Source organism: Ruminococcus sp. Marseille-P328 (assembly GCF_964249465.1).
Classification (GTDB): domain Bacteria; phylum Bacillota; class Clostridia; order Lachnospirales; family Lachnospiraceae; genus Blautia_A; species Blautia_A faecis.
Map to the genome: position 1 here is coordinate 1 of NZ_CAXUBQ010000031.1, position 17,274 is coordinate 17,274.

A 17,274-nucleotide genomic window follows, 5' to 3' on the forward strand; every position below is an offset into this window, starting at 1 on the left:
GCTATTATCTGGTTGGCTAAACCTTGGATAAACCGGAATCCCACCGGCTTGACTACACACCCTTAGCTGGGCGCACAACTGGAATTTGTAATCAAACAAGCCCTACCCATAATCCAACCGCTATAAGTAATATACCAAGTATTCTTCCTACAACTTTTGACTTTCGGTATCCTAAAAAAGTTGTTGTTTCTGGAGTGGTAAATGGCAACACAACAACATCTATACCCATTACTATAATTCCAATTCCTATAATAAAGTCGCTGTTTAATGTAATGCCATAAAACATAACTAAAAACCCTAAAATAATCCCTATCATAAAATACTTGATTTTCTGTCTATCTTTCTCAATTATCTTTCTATAACTGTTTTCGCATTCATTGCTACAGAATTCAAAATTACTATTTAGTTCTTTGCCACAATATCTACATTTCTTCATACTAATGTTCCCCCGATAATTTCCAAAATTCCGTTCAATAACTCCCGATTTTTCGTTCTCTGCGACTTCCCGATAAATGGGAAGTTAATTGATACTATCATAAAATCTTTGCAACACGATCGCCAACTCTTCCGGATCTTCTATGTTTGCTTCATGACCTGTTTTCATAAGTTCATGGAAGTTGGAATTGTTCAAATAATGGCAAAGTTCTTTTGCAGTTTTTTTGTTCGCATTGTCCTTCTCTCCACAAACGATTAATACCGGACAAGACACCTTATGAAGTGAGTCGCTGAAATCTAATTCAGCCATCGTACCACATAGGTTAATAACATCTGCTTTTTTGAAGCCCATTTTATTGAATGCCGAATTCGGCATAAGATGAAACAACATATTCTGAACTTTTAATAATTTTTTTGGCATTTTATATTGTGCTGCAATTAATACGAGTGCCTTTACTTTATCCGGGTGGTCTATCGCATAATTAAGTGTCAAAACAGCTCCCAGTGAAAGCCCACATAAGACAATTTCTTCATTCTCCTTGTCGCATTCTGATGAGAATGCTGAATATAATTCCTTATATGTAGCAGCTTTCCCTTCTAACATCTCTGATAAACTTAAACTGCGACTGCTTTTCGATACTTTCGTTTCTTTTATTACTCTATTCCAACTGTCTGGTTTTTGCCCTAGTCCATGCAAATATAAATACTTCATATATTGTCACCCTTCAAATTTATATTTCACGCTTTCTATCACTTTATATGTCTGTATCTGAAATATTCAGCCACAAACTTTATCGGGGATAGGCACTTGTGCCGCAAGGGGAAACTCCCCTTGTACGAAATCTCTGATTTCGCTGTATTTCCCGGATTGAGATTTCTCAAAACCGGGAGCAGCACCGCAGGTCGCACGATACAGGCAGATGAAATTGCATGTATAGAAGTGCGCTCTTAGCTTTGCCAAGAGAATTATGCCGTATCCGGCATGTTATCTTTTTTCAATTTCTTTTTTCGACTTCTGAAGCATTCTGCCAGATTTAATAATTTGACATATCTGCTCCTGTTATTCATCATCTGTAAATTCCATCATCTCATCAACAGTGCAGTCCAGCTTCTTGCATATCTTCTCAATCGTCTCCATTGATACATACTGGTTTTTTCCCATCCGGGCAAGAATATTACCACTGATCCCAGTGAGGTACTGCATCTCTATCCGCTTCATATTTTTATCTATGAGCATTTTCCATAATCTGTTATAACTTACGCCAATAAGCTACCTCCATATTTCTCATTCAACCATATTTTGATTATATCACGTTTTCGTTAGGTTGAATACCTGTAATTTTTGATTTCTTCTTTAAAATGGAAAAGAGAATGCCCCGGCAAAGAGCAGCCTCTCCAACCATTTATCCCGGTTTAGTCAAATGGAACCTCTCCTTCTGGTGCTTCCATAAATCCGTCCTTATCTGTTTTCTGTGTTTCTGACGAATCTGCACCGGCACCGTTATCCTTGTTCTGAGCAAATTCATGTTCTTCCACAATCACATCTGTGGTGTAAATTGTTTTCCCGTCCTTATCCTTATAATTACCGGTGCTGATACGACCTCCGATCACAATTCTCGTTCCCTTGTGAAGATATTTCTGTGCAAACTCTGCACTCTTTCCAAATGTGACACAGGAAATAAAATCTGCTTCCTGTTCTCCGTCACGTTTATATCTTCTATTTACCGCAAGTGTATATCTTGCTACTGCCATATCATTATCTTTTCCGGCATATTTGATCTCCGGATTCTTTGTCAGTCTTCCCATTAAAATCACTTTATTCATAATCGCTACTGTCCTTTCCGCAGCTACGCTGCCATTGCATATTCTTCATCATCTGGTTCATTGTCCGGCATAAACATTGCACATGCGTCCGGTGGATTAGTATCATCCGGCGAAAACATTTTCCGAATCATTTCATATATGCTCGGATACCGATATGCGATTTCTTCTCTTGTGAGGAATCTGCATACCTTGTAAAGATTCTTTTTCATTTCTGCATCCGTTGCAAGCATAGCTGCCAGATGGATTCTTTTCTTTGTACAGTTCAGATTCGGGCATCCAAACCAGTGGATTATCTGCATTTCTTTCATTTTCAGTTCTGTCATAAACTGCTCCTTTCCAGGCATTTCGCCCTGTAAACATTGTTATCAGTTTCATTCGTCCGGCGGTCTGGCGTGCGTTTCCCTGTCATCTGCAGTCGTCTCAGACTGCCTCTGCCTGCATCAGCAGGCCACTGACCATAAGGCTTTGGTCAGCCGCCCATCATCGGGAGTGTCATTATGATTCCGCTCACTCTCTGTAAAAGAAAGGTCATGGCAGAACTCCTGGTAGACTTCCAGGGTGCACTTATCGGTTGTCAAGGTTCAGCGAAGGAACATTCCAAAACGTCCTCTGATTACTAAAGTCAAATGACTTGGCATGATGCAAAAAATTCGTGATATTTTTTTGCATTTTTATCATTTTTTCTTTTACTTTTGTTAGCTCCTTCACTTACTCTGTATTGGGAGAGATAAAAGCGGACATGATTTTGAAAAATTATGAAAAAATTTTGTTCCTCTACCTATAAAGCTTTTGAAAGTGTATTTACCAACCCCCTTTTGCAAGTTTTTTTCGCAAAAATGAACTATTCCCTCACTAATTGCAAGGTTCAGAGGGTGTTTGGACGGTACTTTCGCAGAAAAATTTATTTTTCTTACTAATCACACGTGGGGACTTGAAGAATGTCAGATGATTTTAAAAAAAACAAAAAAGAAGCACTGACCGTTACAGTCAGTGCTTGTAAGATGAATATTTAAATTTTACTGTCTTTCTCACACACCAGCCTTTCATAATCCAGAAATCCTCGGATATACATTTCTTTTGCCACAATCCCTTCCATGGCATTTTTCGCTGAAATAATTCTGTCCAATGCCTGCCACATCTCCTGTCCGGCATCTCTGAGGACTGGTTCCAGTATATCTATGTAATGATGAATTTCTGCTTCCAGAGAAAACATCTCTGGATCAGATTCAAGAAATCTTTCCAGTTCCTGCTGGTATTCTTCATAATAACTTTCAATCAATTCTCTTCTCATATCCGGAATCCCCCTTATATATAAATCAGTTCCTGCTTGATGATTTCAGCAGCCCGGTTGCGGATATTGTTGCAGTGGCGTACCCATTCCATAGGATTCTGTCTCTTCAGTTCCTCGGTAACTCCCTCCGCACTTCGTATTTGAGCTTCAATCAGCTCAAAGCGTTCCTGTGCCTGTTCATTCAGATCTGCCAGGTAGCTGTCCAGTCTGGCGGTCAGAAGAAGATATGTATAAGTTCCAGATTTATGTTCTTTCAGATATTCCTTCCGAAACATTCCCCAACAGCCGATCGGTCTGGTTTCCTCCGGATAATAAAGATTCGGTAAATAGTAGTCTCCAACTTTTGTGTATTCGATTTTCATAGTGTTTTCCTTTCGCTTTTCATGAAATTGTCATGTTAAATGCGTAGGATGTGCGTTTTTCCTTTAAAATCTTTTCACATAGAAGACATTAAGTGTTTTATCCCTTGTGACTTTGCTGATGTGTGATAAAGAAGTAATAGAAGTGTAAAAAATTTTGCCGTTCCTATCCGGCACTTAGCTCTTGTGTCGGATAGGTCAGGCGGTTATTCGGGTAAGTCCACCTTGCCAACAAAAGAATAATAAATCTCAATGTCCTGTCTGCGGGTCTTGTTCTCGTCATAGCTGCACTCATGCACAACGATTTTCTCTACAAACTCCCGCAGCAGAGTAGGGGTAAGTTCTTCAAAGCTGGTATGCCGCCGGACAACATTCATAAACTTTTCTGCGTTCACGGTGGCTTCCTGTGCTTTGGAAAGCTCCGCTTGGATAGCGGCGGCTCTTTCTTTCAGTTCCCGTTGCTCTGCTTCATAGTCTGCCGACAGCTCTGTGAAACGCTCGTCTGATATGCGCCCGGTTACGCTGTCCTCATACAGCCGTTTGAAGATAGCGGATAACTCGGCTATGCGTTTCTCGGCGGTTTCCAGCTCCTTTTTCTTGGCGGCGTTCCTGCGTTTGCCCCCGTCCTCGTTCTGCTCAATCAAGAGCTTCATAAACCGGGCTTCATGCTTTGCCGCATAGCTTGTCACTTTCCGCAGATTGGAGAGTACACCAGCGGTCAAGAGGTCGGTGCGGATAAAGTGCGCCGTACAGTCATGGGTGCGTTTCTTGTAGTTGCCGCAGATATAACAGTCCTGCTTGCGCTTATCCGTCTGGTATCGTTGCTGATACATCACGCTGCCGCAGTCCGCACAGAACAGTATGCCGGAGAACAAGCCCACTTCATCATAGCGGTTGGGGCGTTTGCGCTGCTTGCGAAGCTCCTGCACCCGTTCCCATGTTTGGGTGTCTATGATAGGCTCGTGGTGGTTTTCAAAGATTGCCTGCTTATCCTCGTCATTGTAAATGATTTTGCTGCACTTGTAGGATTGCGTGGTAGTCTTGAAGTTTACCAGACAGCCCGTGTATTCCCGGTTTTCAAGGATATGCACAACGGTATTGGTCGCCCACTTGCACTCATAGCCGGGGTGGTAACGGTGGGTGTGTCCCGTCCTGCGGTATTCCAGCGTTCCCGGCGTAGGGATTTGCTGCTCTGTGAGCATACGGGCTATCTTGGTCGGACCGTTCCCAGCAAGACAGAGGTTGTATATCTGCTTGACTACGGGTGCGGCTTCCTCGTCAATAATGAAATTTTCGTCCTCGTCCATGAGGTAGCCATACACAGGCTTGCTTGTGATGGGCTTGCCACTCATGCCTTTTGAGCGTTTTACCGCCCGTATTTTCTTGCTCGTATCTCTCACCAGCCATTCGTTAAAAATATTCCGCAGAGGGGCAAAGTCATTGTCGCCCTGTGCGCTGTCCACTCCGTCATTGATAGCGATGAAGCGGACACCTTTCTGTGGGAAAATCATTTCTGTGTACATTCCCACTTGCAGGTAGTTTCGCCCTAACCTCGACATATCCTTTACGATAACTGTCCCGACTTTTCCGGCTTCAATGTCTGCAAGCATGGCTTGAAAACCGGGTCTTTGAAAGTTCGCACCAGAATAACCGTCGTCCGTGTACCAGCGCAGATTGGAAAAGCCGTTCTGCTTCGCATAGGTTTCAAGGATACGCTTCTGATTGGAAATGGAATTGCTTTCGCCTTGCAGCTCGTCCTCATGGGAAAGTCTTGGGTAAAGGGCGGTAATTGGTTGTTGGTTGGTCTGTCTTAACATAAAATCCTCCGTTTCCGACAGCCAGCCCCACTATTCCGTACCTTGATTGTACCACATGGGGCGGCTGTCTGTATAGCGGCAAAAGCGTCAAATCTGCTTCTTTATGGTCGGTCAAATCGCCGTTTTTTGTGTAGCAGCTTCCGCTTCCAGCACTTTCATCATCTTGTCGGCTGCGGTGTCGGTTGCGCCCTGCTTGAAGAAGCCGGAAACGGTAAGGACGGAGTTGCCCATGCGGATTTCCGTTACACAGTCCGGGCGGCGGTCTGTTTTGGTGGTGCTTGTCTGTTTCGTTTCTGTCATAGGCTCTCCTTTCGCTGCTTCATCAGTTGCTTTAAGCGTTCCAGCTTTTCCTGTGCGGTTTCCTTTCGGAAGTTGCTGCCCGTGAAGCGGACGGGGGCGCACATGGAAGTCAGCCTGTCATAAATACGGGCGTGGGGCGTGTCCTGCGGGTGCTGCAATTCCTCCAGCGTGAGGTTGGTCGTGGCGATCAGCGGCTTGCCGCTTCGGTAACGGCTGTCAATCACGCTGTAAACCTGTTCCAGCCCGTATTCTGTCCCTCGCTCCATACCGAAATCATCAAGTATCAGCAGGGGGTAGCTGCAAAGGCGGGAAATATATTCGTTCCTGCCCTCAAAGCTGGCGGCAAGGTCATTGAGTATCGTTGCAAAGTTTGTCATGCGAACGGCAACCTCTTTTTCCATAAGGGCGTTGGCGATACAGGCAGCAAGGTAGCTTTTTCCTGTCCCCACGCCGCCCCAAAACAGGTAGCCGATATTTTCAGCCTGCATGGTTTCCCAGCTCTCCACATAAAAGCGGGCGGTTTCGGTCTGCGGGTTTCTGCCGTTGTCATGCTCAAATGTCCAATTCCGCATAGCAGGGTCGGTAAATCCCCGGCGTTTCAAGTCCTCCACTGTTTCAAGGTGCTTCTGTCGGCTTTCGGCGGCTTGCTGCTTTTCACGGGCTGCCCGCTGGCAGTCGCAGTCTGTTGGGTGTCGGTCATGCCCTAACCATTGGGCGGTTTCTTTTGAAAAGTAGGCTTCTTTGGGCGTATGGCACTTGCCGCAGTATAAAAGCCCGTCCTCGCCTGTGTAGTCCTCCGCTTCGGCGGTAGTGGTTGTAATATCCGTAATCATAGCTTCAATCTCGTTTTTCATAAGCTCTCGCCCTCCTTACATGAATAATCGGGTATGCCCTGTTTCGGGGCAGCCTTGCCTTTGGCAGCGTCCTCCTGCGCCCACTTGTAAATGGTGGCTGCATGGCTCTGGTACTGCTTCCCGGTGGAAGCGATATGGCAGGAAAGCCGGTCAATATAATACTCCCACTTGTCGGGCAGCTCTGTTTTCAGCCCGGAAAGCTCTGTATCGGTCAGTATCACATTGTTGTATCTGCCATAAGCAGCGGGGACGGGGTGTCCCGTTTCTCCCTCTCTCTCTTTTTCTATCTCTATCTCTTTCTCTAACTCTATCTCTATCTCTGGTGGACGAATGTCGGACAAATGTCCGCCTTTTGTCCGGGGCGGTAAAAGTGCCTTGTTTTCCAGTCTTGCAGCCCGTTTCCGCTCGGCTTCGGTAGAGGACTGTCCTATCATCAGCTCAATATCGGTCATATAAAAAACCCCGCTGTCAAGCTGCTCCACAAGCCCCAACTGCCGGAAAATCTCTAAAGCCCTTTCAACCGTCCCTATCTGGTGGCGGGTCAGTGTCGCTATCATCTGCGCTGTGTAGGGGATATGCTCGTCAAGCTGCAACTTCCCGCCGTTTTTCAGCGATTTTAAGTACAGCTTCAAGAGGATATTGGAATATAAAATCCCGTCTTTCATATCTTCCAGCAGCACAATGGAGTCGCTGTCAAAAAAGTTCTCTTTCAGCTTGAGGTAGTAATACTTGCGGTTATCTGCCATTGTCCCTGTCCTCCTTTTTCCGGCGTTTGGAGTAGTAGCGGGGGCAGAGTATGATAACCGCCCGGAAGCTCTGCTTGCAGCTATGTGTACAGCCCCGGCAGAGGTCGTTGTATGTGATACGGTCGCAGGTGGTATTCCCGACTTTTACTTGCCGCAGGAAAAAAGACCATTCCAGCCGCCGTTTCTTGCTCATTCTTGGCATGGGTGCGCTCCTTTCTGCCGTTTCCGCTGGTGTGGCGGTATCGGCGGTAATTCTGTATCATCTCGGTATCATTTTCGGGGTTTTTCTGCCCTGTAAGCCCGTTAAAAAATCCTTTGGTATTGCGGATAGGGTACGGGGCAGCCCCCTTGTTCTGTATGGGTTCGGGTACATTTTGGGGTGGTTTTTATCGCTCCTGTTCCTGCCTTTTCACAGGCTTGCGCTCCCGGCGTAAAATCTGGTCGATATTGCCCTTGACAGTCTGTAAGCGGCGGTATTCCTCCCGTTTTGCCCGGTAATCGTTGTAGCCGCTGTTTTTCTCTTTGATAAGGGTTTCAATCTCTGCTTGCAGGGCTTTATAGCTCGGCAGCTTGGAAATGCCGTTCTCCCTGAAATAGCGGGCGGCTGCGTCTGCTATAATAAAGTCGCTTTCGTGCTTCTGTCGGTAGGCTGCTTTTGCTTTGGCGTTTTTCTGCTGTTTCAGCCCGTCCCGGACAGGGCGGGTCTTGGAATAGGCAAGCACCTGCCGTTGCAGCTCCTTTTTCCCGTCCAGCGTCTTTTCCACCTGCTTCAGCTCCGTAAGGCTTTCCTGCATGGCGGCATAAGCGGCAGAACAGGCTTCGTCCAGTTCCTCCGGGGAAGAAAAGCCATACTGCTGATAGGCGGTAACGGTAGCTGCCATCTGCTTTAGGTTGTGCTTTGCCGCCCAGCGGTCATAGCCCACGCCCTTGCCCTCGGCTCGCTTGGCTTCCCGGTCAACCATGCGCTGCAAGGTGTTGTCTGCCGGGGTGGTTTTTGCGGCTTTTTCCTCCCGCAAGCGTTCCTTTTGGGTGTAGGGGTATTCGGGTATGGCTGTGGTCTGTTCGGCGGCTCTGCGGGCGTTCTGCGTGAGCAGGGTAAGGACAGCAGCCTTGTCAAAATCGTCCCCCAGCTTCCGGGCTGTGATAGGCTTCGTCCTGTCCGGCGTGAGGTAGGAAAGTCGCCCCCGGCTCTCCTTGACGGTCACGCCCTCCCGCAGCAAAAGGGAAGAAAACTCGTCAAAGCTGCCAGCTTGGGAAAGTGCCTGCCGTATCGTCCGGCGCAGCTTCGCCTTGTCCGTTTCAAACTTGGTGGGCTTGGTCGGCTGTCCTGCGGCTTCTCTGACAGCGTTCTCTTTATCAAGGGCAAGCTGCCCTTTCTTTGCCGCCCAGTATTCCCGTTCCGTTATCCGTTCCTTGCTGCCGTTCAAGAGGTCGATTTGGTAAAGCCCCTCCCGGTGGCACATTTCCATGACTTCACTCTTGAAATATTCCATAGCGGCGTTGGTGCAGCGGTGCTTGCAGCCCTCCCTTGTGTCGGCTGGTCTGTCCATGTAGGGCAGAAGCGGGACTTCGTAAATCCGCAGGGAGTTGATGACGATATGCACATGGATATTGCCGCTGTGGTTATGGCCGTCCGGGTGGGTGCATACAAGGGCTTGGTGGCCGGGGAAATGCTCGGCGCAAAACTTCTCACCCAACGCCTGCGCCTGGTCTACGGTCAGGCCGTTGTCCGCTGCGTCCCGTGGGTCAAAGCTGATGATGTAGTGGTGGCTTTTCACATCTTCCCGCCGCTGGTTCTTTCCATAGCGGAGATTTGCCCGCATACAGGCAATGGCAAAATCCTCCCCGCCGCAGTTCAGCGTGGACAGCCGGTAGTCCTCGCGGGGGATAAGCCTGCCGGATTCATCAAGGACGGGCTTCATGGTAAACTCGTCATGCTCAAAAAGCAGGTATTGTTCGGCGGCTCCGTAGTCGGCGTTTTTAGAGTTGATATGCTTGAGTGTTGCCAACCGCGTCACCTACTTTCTTGAGGACTTCATACTTGAGGGCGGCAAGGTCGGCTATGGCGGCGTGTACCTCGCCGGACAGCGCATTGTAAGGTGCGCCGTACTCGTTCAGATACCGGGCTATCTGGTTGAGGTTGCCGCCGATCCTGCCGTACTCGGCGGCCAACTTCCCGACAGCGGAAAGCAGTTCATCATTGACCGCCGACACATGGATTACGGGGCGTATGGTCGCCCGCCGTATCGCCTGCCGGAGAAATTCGGACTGGCTGATACCATAGGGCGCAAGCCGCGCTGTGAAGTCGGCGTATTCATCTTCGGACAGCCGGGTTTTCACAACGCGGCTGCGGTGGGGCGTGTTGTATTTCTTTCGCATGGTCGTGACCTCCTTTCTTGCCGCATGAGCGCGGCGGGGATAAGCGGCGTAAGCCGCAAAGCAGGGTTTGGGGAAGGCACTCCCCAACAAGTTTCCCGCGAGGGGCAAAAACCGCAGAATTGCGGATTTTGGCACCGTGGTAGAAACTTGCTCTCCGTAACTGCAAACCCCGGCGCATATGGGGGCTTCTCATTTTCCGCTAATATAACGCTCGAAAAGGGCTTTGCTGCCCGCTGTAGGCGGTCTTTTTTCCTTTCCGCTAAAGATACATTTCAAAGACCGTCATCTACCCGCTGGACGGGGATTTTCTCAAATTTCCTTTTGCTCCTGTAATCCGGGCAACAGCTTTTTGGCAACTGGCGGGGTAGAGAATTTTTCTTTTCACTCACTACTGCAACCGGCAAGGGGCAAAATGGCCGGAAATAGAATAGAAAAAAGCAGTAAATCTTTTTCAAGACTTACTGCTTTCGATGGCCGCCGGTGGGCGGCAAGTATTCAGTTTTTATGGCTCGTCCGGCGGGTAGTCAAATTGGAATTTGAGCAGACAGGCAATCAACCGTTCTTTCACATAGTCCTCAACTTCGGCATTGACTTGCCCGTTCATTTTGGAAAAGTATCGGATATATCCGGCATAGTGGGAAAGAACTGCGTCCACGGCTTCCGGGTCGCCTTCATGGGCTTTGACAATGGTTTCATAGGGAAGTAGCCTACTCATGGCGGCTCACCTCCATTTCCTCCCGTAACCGCTGCAAGGCAAGTTGGATATGCCGCCCCGCTGTGCTGCGTGTTTGACCAAAGTACGCACCGATCACGCGCTGCGGCTGGTGCAGGAAATAGTAGCGGAAGATTTCTTCCTGCGCTTGTTCCGGCAAAGTCGAGAGTGCAGCGGCAAGGGTGACGTTGCAGAGCAGGACGGTCTGGCCGCAGACGATAAAGGGGTGTTCTTCGTCCGGCTCCGGCTCGGCAAACTGGACAAACTTCTCATTTGTCAGATAGTCAAGGGAAATTTCCCGTTCCCATTTCTGCCGCAGCCGTATGATTTTCCCGATGGCGGCATACCGAATAACGGCTTTACAAAAGGCGTTGTGCTTGCACCGGATATACTCTTGATAGGCTTCAATCTCGGTCATGGAAATTCCCCCTCTCTGAATAATAGTACGGGGCGGGCAGCACTCCTTGCTGTCCACCCCTTGATTGCCTGCCAGCAAAGGCGGGCGGGGCTGTCAACGGCGGCGCGTATGCGCCGTTCATCTTAACCGTTGACTGGCTCGACTGGCTTTGCTATTTCGTTATGTTCATTCAGTTGTTGACAAAAGAAATGTAGATACCGAAACTGTCTGGAACATAGCTGATGCTTATCCACTTTTCTTCATTTGACAAAAGTGTTCCGATAGAAACATAGTTTTCTCCCTCGATTTCCTCTGACACATTTTCAATTACGGAAAAGCCTTCTTGGTTCAAAATCTCCATGTACTCGTTATAGTCGTTTTCGCTAACGCCGGTAAGGTTGATACTGCAATTCCCATGTTCTGTATCAAGTGTAGCCCATGCAACCGTACCAGGCGGAACAGGAAGCCCCTCCGTGTACTCATTCGCAGGCCAAACGCCCTCTTCCAATTTTGTAACACTGTTAGATTGTGTATTGCTCTCATTGCTGGTTGGTGCAGATGAGATATTTTGATTAGAACACGCAGCCAAAAAAATCATAAGCATGATTGCGAATACAGAAATATACTTCTTCATTGGTTACCTCCTGTTTTTGTGTATGGTTCTAATAATTAACAAAACAGCAATAGCCGTTGCTACAAACCCAATAGTCAAAAGGATTTGTGAAACATCAAAGGCAAATGCGCCCTCAATCTGTATATTTGTTGTCGCGTCTGCCTGTCCGATTGCTCCTTCTGGTACTTTTCCTGATTGTGCAACAGCATATACCGAAAAGGCAGCAACCGCGATAACAAGCGCAACAAGAGTAGAAATGATACCGTTCCTTTTTTTCAATGTGGTGTTATCAATGCCAAACTGTTCTGCGGTGCTGTCTGCAAATTCTTTTGGTGTGCCCAAACGTTGGATAACCTGTTGCTCTGTTTCTCCATGCTCCATAGCAGACGCAAAAACTTCATTCAAGTCACGCACAACCTCTTTTTTCATTTTGCGTGGTAAAGATAGTTCCTTTTCAACCTGTTTGATATATTGTTCTTTCATTTGGACACCCTCGCTTGTTGATAACTTTCTATAAAGCCGTTTACGCAGTTTTCATAGCTTGACCAAAATAAGATTAGTTCATCAAGTACATTCCTGCCTTTATCAGTTAAAGAATAATACTTTTTTGAGCCGCCATTTGCCGCAGCCGGAGCCAATCGGCATTTGATTAGTTCTGCTTCCTGTAAACGATACAGAATAGGGTAAATGGTTCCCTCTTTCGCATATCCCAAAACAGACGCACTATTGTTCAATTCGGTTATAATTTCATATCCATAAGTTTCCTTGCGTCCGATTAGGCATAAGAGTATCATTTCCAGAGAGCCTTTTTTGAATTGCTGGACATATTTGTTATTCATATCGTCGCCTCTCTTTAGTTTCGCTACTTAGGCTTGCTAAGTAGCAACTATATTATATCTCTTTCGAGGTATCAGAGTCAATAGTCTTAACGAAAAAGTTACAAGATGCGTGCGTAAGGCAATATCGGAATAATGGGCTGCTGTCTATCAAATTCTTGTGTGTTACTTTATGGCACATGAGCATTTGCACCCGGATTGTCCGTTCCATATCCTTCCAGCAGATTGATCACTCCCCAGGCTGCAAGTCCGGCTCCGATCGCACAAACCAATGTTTTTAAGGTCGTAATTGCCGTTGTAAAAAATGCCATAAGTGTACCTTTGGAAAACTTACATTTTCCAGTCCTTTCTTAGATTTTTTCCAGAAAGGGAAGAAAACACTATATAAACCCTGCCTTTTGTGCTACACTAAGCATAGGATTTTCTACTTGGAAAATTCCTCACACGTACAGTCGGTATATTCATTTTCGTCGATGGATACCGACTGTTCCTTTTTTCCAAATTATTCATGATTTCCTCCCATGATCCACTTCCCGACAATTTGTCGAGAAGTTACATCTGATACAGTTCCACTTCATCCTCTGGTTTTAGTATCAGATTAGTACTCAGATATTTTTCAATATCAAAAGTATTCTTTTTGTCATAATCGGACAGATATTTGTAGTTTTTATGTTTGCAAATATCGTATTTATTTGAGAAAAATGGTCTGACACCTCTCACCTGCAGAATACATTTTCCCCCGTCCATGACTGCTATTTCATCCTGGCTCATCAACTCCTTTCCTGTTTTCTGGTAGTTCATTCCATAAGACCGCTGACTGCCTCTCGTATCCGATGTGTTATAAAGATCTATGGTTTCTTTTCCCAGGATCTCCGCTATTTCCTTTAATGTCGTTTTTTCCTTTCCACCCAGGAATAAGGTCGTATCACAGTTCCCTTCGATGGTATCGGCATTATCCTTATAAATTGCCTTAAGCTGAGACTTTGACTGCAAAATAATAGAAGCTGAGATTTCCCGGCTTCTAATCGTAGCAATCAATTTTTCTAATTTTGGAATTTGTCCGATGTTCGCAAACTCGTCCAAGAGACACCTCACATGAATTGGAAGTCTGCCTCCATATACATCATCAGCTCTGTCACAGAGCAGATTAAAAAGCTGTGTGTACATAATAGAAACAATAAAATTAAAGGTATCATCGGTATCTGAAATAATAACAAACAATGCGGTTTTCCTATCACCGACCAAATCCAGTTCCAGCTCGTCATAACTCATAAGCTCCCGCAATTCCGCAATATCAAAGGGTGCGAGTCTTGCACCACAACTGATCAGAATAGATTTTGCTGTCTTACCTGCCGCCTGCTTGTAAATGTGATACTGCTTGACGGCAATGCTGTCCGGGTCCCGCATCTCCAGACGGTCAAACAAAATGTCCAGAGGGGACTCGTAGTCCTCATCCTCTTCTTTTACCTGTGCCGAGCCTAACATCTCCATGATCATGGCGAAGTTCTGTTCTTCCGGCGGAGCTTCGTGAAGCAGGTACAGCATCAGTGCCTGAAGCAGTGCTGTCTCGCTCTTCTCCCAGAATGGATCGGAGGACTGGGAACCTTTGGGTGTGGTGTTTTGTATCAGATTGGAAATGAGACGGAGTACGTCTTTGTCATCATGGACGTACTCGAACGGATTGTAACAAAAAGATGTGTCGGGATTGATAAGGTCAAAAACACGCACCTCATATCCCTTCTTTTCCAGCAGGCCGCCTGTCTTTCGAAGCAGTTCGGCTTTCGGATCGGTGATGACCATCGAACAGCAGCACTGCATGATGTTCGGCAGAGCAAAGCCTCTGGATTTTCCTGCACCGGAGCCTCCCACCACGAGAATGTTAAGACATCTGCGGTGCTTGTGGGTGTCCAGGCTGATGCGGAAGTTCTGCGTTAACAGAATATTCTGGGAGTACGGCTTCTGGCTGTATTTCTTACAGATCTGCCGGGCATCACCCCATCTGGCGGAACCATGTTCTTCCCCTCTGCGGTAGTTCTTCTGGCTGGAATAAAAAATGCCGATCCCGGCTGCGTAAAGTAACGTGCAGACCAGCACCGACTTGATGGTATATTCCGTATAATGAAGCTGGAAGGGGTGGTTCAGTTTTTCCGTTAGAACCTCCATCAGCTCAAAAAGATTCCTGCCCGGCTGAATAGCATCCGCAATCAGGATCGCTGCCCACCAGATGACAGGCAGTCCGGCAAGCCAGATCACCCAGTCTGACTTCCGGCTGTTTGTTACCGGGATGGCTGCTGTTTTGGCCTCTCTGCTCTCGGCAGATCCGTGATGTGGAAGCTGTCCACTCCAGGAACGAGGGCAAGGCTGCTTCCATTCTCCCAGTTTACGTGGATCTGCCCTGCATCGTCTACTATATCCACCTTACCTTTTAAGCCGGGTGGCATGTGGCTCTCCCCCTCCATGCTGTTAAGCGTGACCTCTGTTCCCGGCGGATATCTTCTCCTCATGGCTTCTATTCTTTCTTGTGTCATATTTCTGTATATTCGTACCACATCCTTTCTTTATCTTCCCCGTCCACGGTATGGGCGGCGGTATCTGGATTTCATGATCTTTAACAGGACACTGTCGATCCCATCGGAATAGCGTCCGTTTTTCAGGTATGTGTCCCGGAGCTTGTTTAAAGCTTCTACAGATTTGGTGTGTTCAGCTTCTGTCAGGTAGAGCTTTCCTTCTTCCTGCTCTGCCAGCTTCAGAACCAGATCCCGTGTGGTATCCACCGGAAGCCCCTGTTCTTTTTCCTGCCGGAACACTTCCCGGAGGGCATGGATCAGCATATGGTTCATGATCCGGTCCATCTTTACATATCGCATTCTTGTCATAGGCGAGCCTCCTTTTTTCCTCTTTTTTCTCAACCACAACATACCACACTTCCTCCCGGAAAGCTACTGCAAAAGAGCCGGAAAAACCCCTTTTATCAGCGTTCCGTGGACTTTTTGTTCTTGGCTGGTTTCTCTGATTTTTCCTCTGGGACGGCAAATTCATCGGGCATAAATTCCTGCTCACTTTTGCCGAGGTTGCGGTCTACCTGCTTGCCGATGGAATAGGCTGCGCTCTTTACATCCTGGATAAAGGAGCGGAGTTCTTTCGGATCTTTCTGTCCGAATGCCTGCATCTCGCATACCTTGTCAAAGGAAAAGCCGGAGACATCCACGCCATATTTCTGTGCTGTCACATACGCCGCACAATAAGCCTGTGCCGCTACCCCTGCCCGGCTGTAGCTTCCATCGTGATGGTCAAGAGATGCATACGCCAGTTCCCGGCTGATGGAATGGAATGTCGTATTTTCACTCATGCCGTTTCGGACATAGATCGTCCGCTGGTTCGGGATATACTGTGCCTGTACCTTATCCGGCAGGTTGTCTGCGATCTGAATCCGTACCTCGCTGTCGGTCAGCAGTGCTTCCATCAACTGGTCCATCGGTTTTGGCTCCGCCTCTTCCGGCTGTTTGGTGCGAATCTGGCTGATGTCATAGGCTTTCTGGATGGAGTATCCCTGCTGGATGACACCATCCCTTTCGTATTCCTGTCCGACAATGAAATTGTATCCCTTGCTTCCGGTCTTGACTACTTTGCCTTCTTCTTTCCATTTTTCAAAGGTCTTAATCTGCCGGATCTCCGGGTTCTGTGCATAGAGCAGGAACAGGTTGTCTGTCCTCTGTGGCTTACACTGTCCCATAAAATCAAGGAATCCTTTTAAGGAGTCCCCATTCTGGAAGACCTCCTGTGCCTTTCCATCGATCATGCCCCAGATTTCTTCCCTCTCCTGCTTTTTCTGTGCGGCATATTCCTCTTTCGATAGCCGCTGGGCGGACGGTTCCTGCGTGTCCTGCCCTAAAAATTTTGTCAGGTCCATCTTCTACCTCGCTTTCACCTTTCGTTTATTTCTCGCTTTCTTCTGCGTTTTCTTTGGTCCACGGTTCTTTTCCCGGCTCCGCTTCTGGGATTCCTCTGCTTTCTCCCGTTTGATGTTCTCCAGCTCCCGGCGGACACTGGGACGCTCCTGTTCCCTTGGCTTTGCTCCATCAGTCCCGTTTTCCTGCCCGGTAGAAATATTTCTGCTGTGCAAGGAAAAGCCGGACAGATTCTCTTCCCCCTCTTCCTGCACCGGGATAAAATTTTCCGGTTCGGAAGACTCCATGTCACCGACCTGGAATGCTTCATCCAGATCACTGATCTCGAACTGCACTTCACCCTCCGGCATCTGTACGGTTTCCTGTACCGCTCCGGTTTCCGGTGCGTCCATTCCTTCGGTTACCTCATGGACAGCTTCCCCGACTTCGCTTCTTACGAAATCAAGGTTCATCTTATCCATGACCCGGTTGACCTTGGCTGCATCATCTGCAAAGACCATGACCTCACTCATCTCCGGGTTCTTTTTATCCCGGATAATGACATAGAGCAGACCTCGTTTCCTGCCCTCACTGCAGAATTCACGCAGGCGTTCGGACGGTACGGTAAAGAACTTCAATGGCTTGTTCTCCTTTAACATCCGCACCATCCTGGTTTTGCCCCTCGTTTTCTTCTGGTCTTTTAATACAGCGGCAACAAATACCGCCAGATGCTTTGCCAGCGTACCGGAAAGCCTGAGCCCGTGGTCCACGCCGTCCAGGGAATACCGGACAATCTGATCCGCCGCATCGCCTCCATAATTCAT

Annotated in this window: 24 protein-coding genes and 1 pseudogene; all 25 read right to left on the bottom strand. The window is 47.5% G+C overall.

The features are described 5' to 3' along the window. Positions 1-91: 91 nt before the first annotated feature. Positions 92-436, bottom strand: a complete 345-nt coding sequence (locus ACESTK_RS17645; protein WP_055307234.1) for a DUF2116 family Zn-ribbon domain-containing protein — start codon at positions 434-436, stop codon at positions 92-94. An 84-nt stretch (positions 437-520) separates the two neighbouring features. Then, complete coding sequence (locus ACESTK_RS17650) at positions 521-1,147, bottom strand: alpha/beta fold hydrolase (RefSeq protein WP_055307235.1); 627 nt, start codon at positions 1,145-1,147, stop codon at positions 521-523. Positions 1,148-1,495: 348 nt separating this feature from the next. Beyond that, positions 1,496-1,702 (bottom strand): helix-turn-helix transcriptional regulator, encoded by a 207-nt coding sequence (locus tag ACESTK_RS17655; protein ID WP_005341250.1) that lies wholly within the window; start codon positions 1,700-1,702, stop codon positions 1,496-1,498. Positions 1,703-1,848: 146 nt separating this feature from the next. Further along, positions 1,849-2,259, bottom strand: a complete 411-nt coding sequence (locus tag ACESTK_RS17660; protein ID WP_055307236.1) for a single-stranded DNA-binding protein — start codon at positions 2,257-2,259, stop codon at positions 1,849-1,851. A gap of 23 nt (positions 2,260-2,282) precedes the next feature. Further along, on the bottom strand, positions 2,283-2,582 hold the full coding sequence (locus ACESTK_RS17665; protein WP_370814238.1) for a hypothetical protein: 300 nt from the start codon (positions 2,580-2,582) through the stop codon (positions 2,283-2,285). Between the two features lie 686 nt (positions 2,583-3,268). After that, positions 3,269-3,550 carry a hypothetical protein gene (locus tag ACESTK_RS17670; protein WP_055307238.1) on the bottom strand — a complete coding sequence of 94 codons (282 nt, stop codon included), beginning with the start codon at positions 3,548-3,550 and terminating at the stop codon, positions 3,269-3,271. 14 nt (positions 3,551-3,564) lie between these two features. Beyond that, the gene (locus ACESTK_RS17675) at positions 3,565-3,912 is read right to left on the bottom strand and encodes a TnpV protein (RefSeq protein WP_055307239.1); all 348 of its coding nucleotides are present in this window, start codon (positions 3,910-3,912) and stop codon (positions 3,565-3,567) included. 203 nt (positions 3,913-4,115) lie between these two features. Continuing rightward, positions 4,116-5,726 carry a recombinase family protein gene (locus ACESTK_RS17680; RefSeq protein ID WP_173841930.1) on the bottom strand — a complete coding sequence of 537 codons (1,611 nt, stop codon included), beginning with the start codon at positions 5,724-5,726 and terminating at the stop codon, positions 4,116-4,118. Positions 5,727-5,837: 111 nt separating this feature from the next. Beyond that, positions 5,838-6,026 carry a transposon-encoded TnpW family protein gene (locus tag ACESTK_RS17685; protein ID WP_002569233.1) on the bottom strand — a complete coding sequence of 63 codons (189 nt, stop codon included), beginning with the start codon at positions 6,024-6,026 and terminating at the stop codon, positions 5,838-5,840. After that, positions 6,023-6,880, bottom strand: coding sequence for an ATP-binding protein (locus ACESTK_RS17690; protein WP_118371691.1), 858 nt, complete (start codon positions 6,878-6,880; stop codon positions 6,023-6,025). Before ACESTK_RS17690 ends, ACESTK_RS17685 begins: the two co-directional genes overlap by 4 nt. Further along, a complete protein-coding gene (locus ACESTK_RS17695) occupies positions 6,877-7,626 on the bottom strand; it encodes a phage replisome organizer N-terminal domain-containing protein (protein ID WP_373120378.1) in 750 nt (249 codons plus the stop codon). The genes ACESTK_RS17690 and ACESTK_RS17695 overlap by 4 nt, the downstream gene beginning before the upstream one ends. Then, positions 7,616-7,828, bottom strand: a complete 213-nt coding sequence (locus tag ACESTK_RS17700) for a hypothetical protein (protein WP_005927784.1) — start codon at positions 7,826-7,828, stop codon at positions 7,616-7,618. The genes ACESTK_RS17695 and ACESTK_RS17700 overlap by 11 nt, the downstream gene beginning before the upstream one ends. 184 nt (positions 7,829-8,012) lie before the next feature. Next, positions 8,013-9,635, bottom strand: a complete 1,623-nt coding sequence (locus ACESTK_RS17705; protein ID WP_270497480.1) for a relaxase/mobilization nuclease domain-containing protein — start codon at positions 9,633-9,635, stop codon at positions 8,013-8,015. After that, complete coding sequence (locus tag ACESTK_RS17710; RefSeq protein WP_118515678.1) at positions 9,607-10,005, bottom strand: plasmid mobilization relaxosome protein MobC; 399 nt, start codon at positions 10,003-10,005, stop codon at positions 9,607-9,609. The genes ACESTK_RS17705 and ACESTK_RS17710 overlap by 29 nt, the downstream gene beginning before the upstream one ends. 502 nt (positions 10,006-10,507) lie before the next feature. Next, entirely contained in the window at positions 10,508-10,720 is a 213-nt protein-coding gene (locus ACESTK_RS17715; RefSeq protein WP_117946832.1) for a helix-turn-helix domain-containing protein, read from the bottom strand. Continuing rightward, positions 10,713-11,135, bottom strand: coding sequence for a sigma-70 family RNA polymerase sigma factor (locus ACESTK_RS17720; RefSeq protein ID WP_117946833.1), 423 nt, complete (start codon positions 11,133-11,135; stop codon positions 10,713-10,715). Before ACESTK_RS17720 ends, ACESTK_RS17715 begins: the two co-directional genes overlap by 8 nt. 169 nt (positions 11,136-11,304) lie before the next feature. Next, positions 11,305-11,748 (bottom strand): DUF6591 domain-containing protein, encoded by a 444-nt coding sequence (locus tag ACESTK_RS17725; protein WP_117946834.1) that lies wholly within the window; start codon positions 11,746-11,748, stop codon positions 11,305-11,307. Positions 11,749-11,751: 3 nt separating this feature from the next. Then, on the bottom strand, positions 11,752-12,210 hold the full coding sequence (locus ACESTK_RS17730; protein WP_117946835.1) for a DUF1700 domain-containing protein: 459 nt from the start codon (positions 12,208-12,210) through the stop codon (positions 11,752-11,754). Beyond that, entirely contained in the window at positions 12,207-12,566 is a 360-nt protein-coding gene (locus tag ACESTK_RS17735; RefSeq protein WP_015534245.1) for a PadR family transcriptional regulator, read from the bottom strand. Before ACESTK_RS17735 ends, ACESTK_RS17730 begins: the two co-directional genes overlap by 4 nt. Before the next feature lie 179 nt (positions 12,567-12,745). Then, positions 12,746-12,874 (bottom strand): annotated as a pseudogene (locus ACESTK_RS17740) (Maff2 family mobile element protein); the annotation flags it as partial. A gap of 241 nt (positions 12,875-13,115) precedes the next feature. Beyond that, entirely contained in the window at positions 13,116-14,816 is a 1,701-nt protein-coding gene (locus tag ACESTK_RS17745; RefSeq protein ID WP_373120379.1) for a VirD4-like conjugal transfer protein, CD1115 family, read from the bottom strand. Between the two features lie 23 nt (positions 14,817-14,839). After that, the gene (locus ACESTK_RS17750; protein WP_278592369.1) at positions 14,840-15,091 is read right to left on the bottom strand and encodes a DUF4314 domain-containing protein; all 252 of its coding nucleotides are present in this window, start codon (positions 15,089-15,091) and stop codon (positions 14,840-14,842) included. Positions 15,092-15,121: 30 nt separating this feature from the next. Beyond that, on the bottom strand, positions 15,122-15,439 hold the full coding sequence (locus ACESTK_RS17755) for a hypothetical protein (protein WP_055149034.1): 318 nt from the start codon (positions 15,437-15,439) through the stop codon (positions 15,122-15,124). Between the two features lie 95 nt (positions 15,440-15,534). Continuing rightward, positions 15,535-16,473, bottom strand: coding sequence for an ArdC-like ssDNA-binding domain-containing protein (locus ACESTK_RS17760; protein ID WP_373120380.1), 939 nt, complete (start codon positions 16,471-16,473; stop codon positions 15,535-15,537). Positions 16,474-16,476: 3 nt separating this feature from the next. After that, a complete protein-coding gene (locus tag ACESTK_RS17765; protein ID WP_278592365.1) occupies positions 16,477-17,274 on the bottom strand; it encodes a PcfB family protein in 798 nt (265 codons plus the stop codon).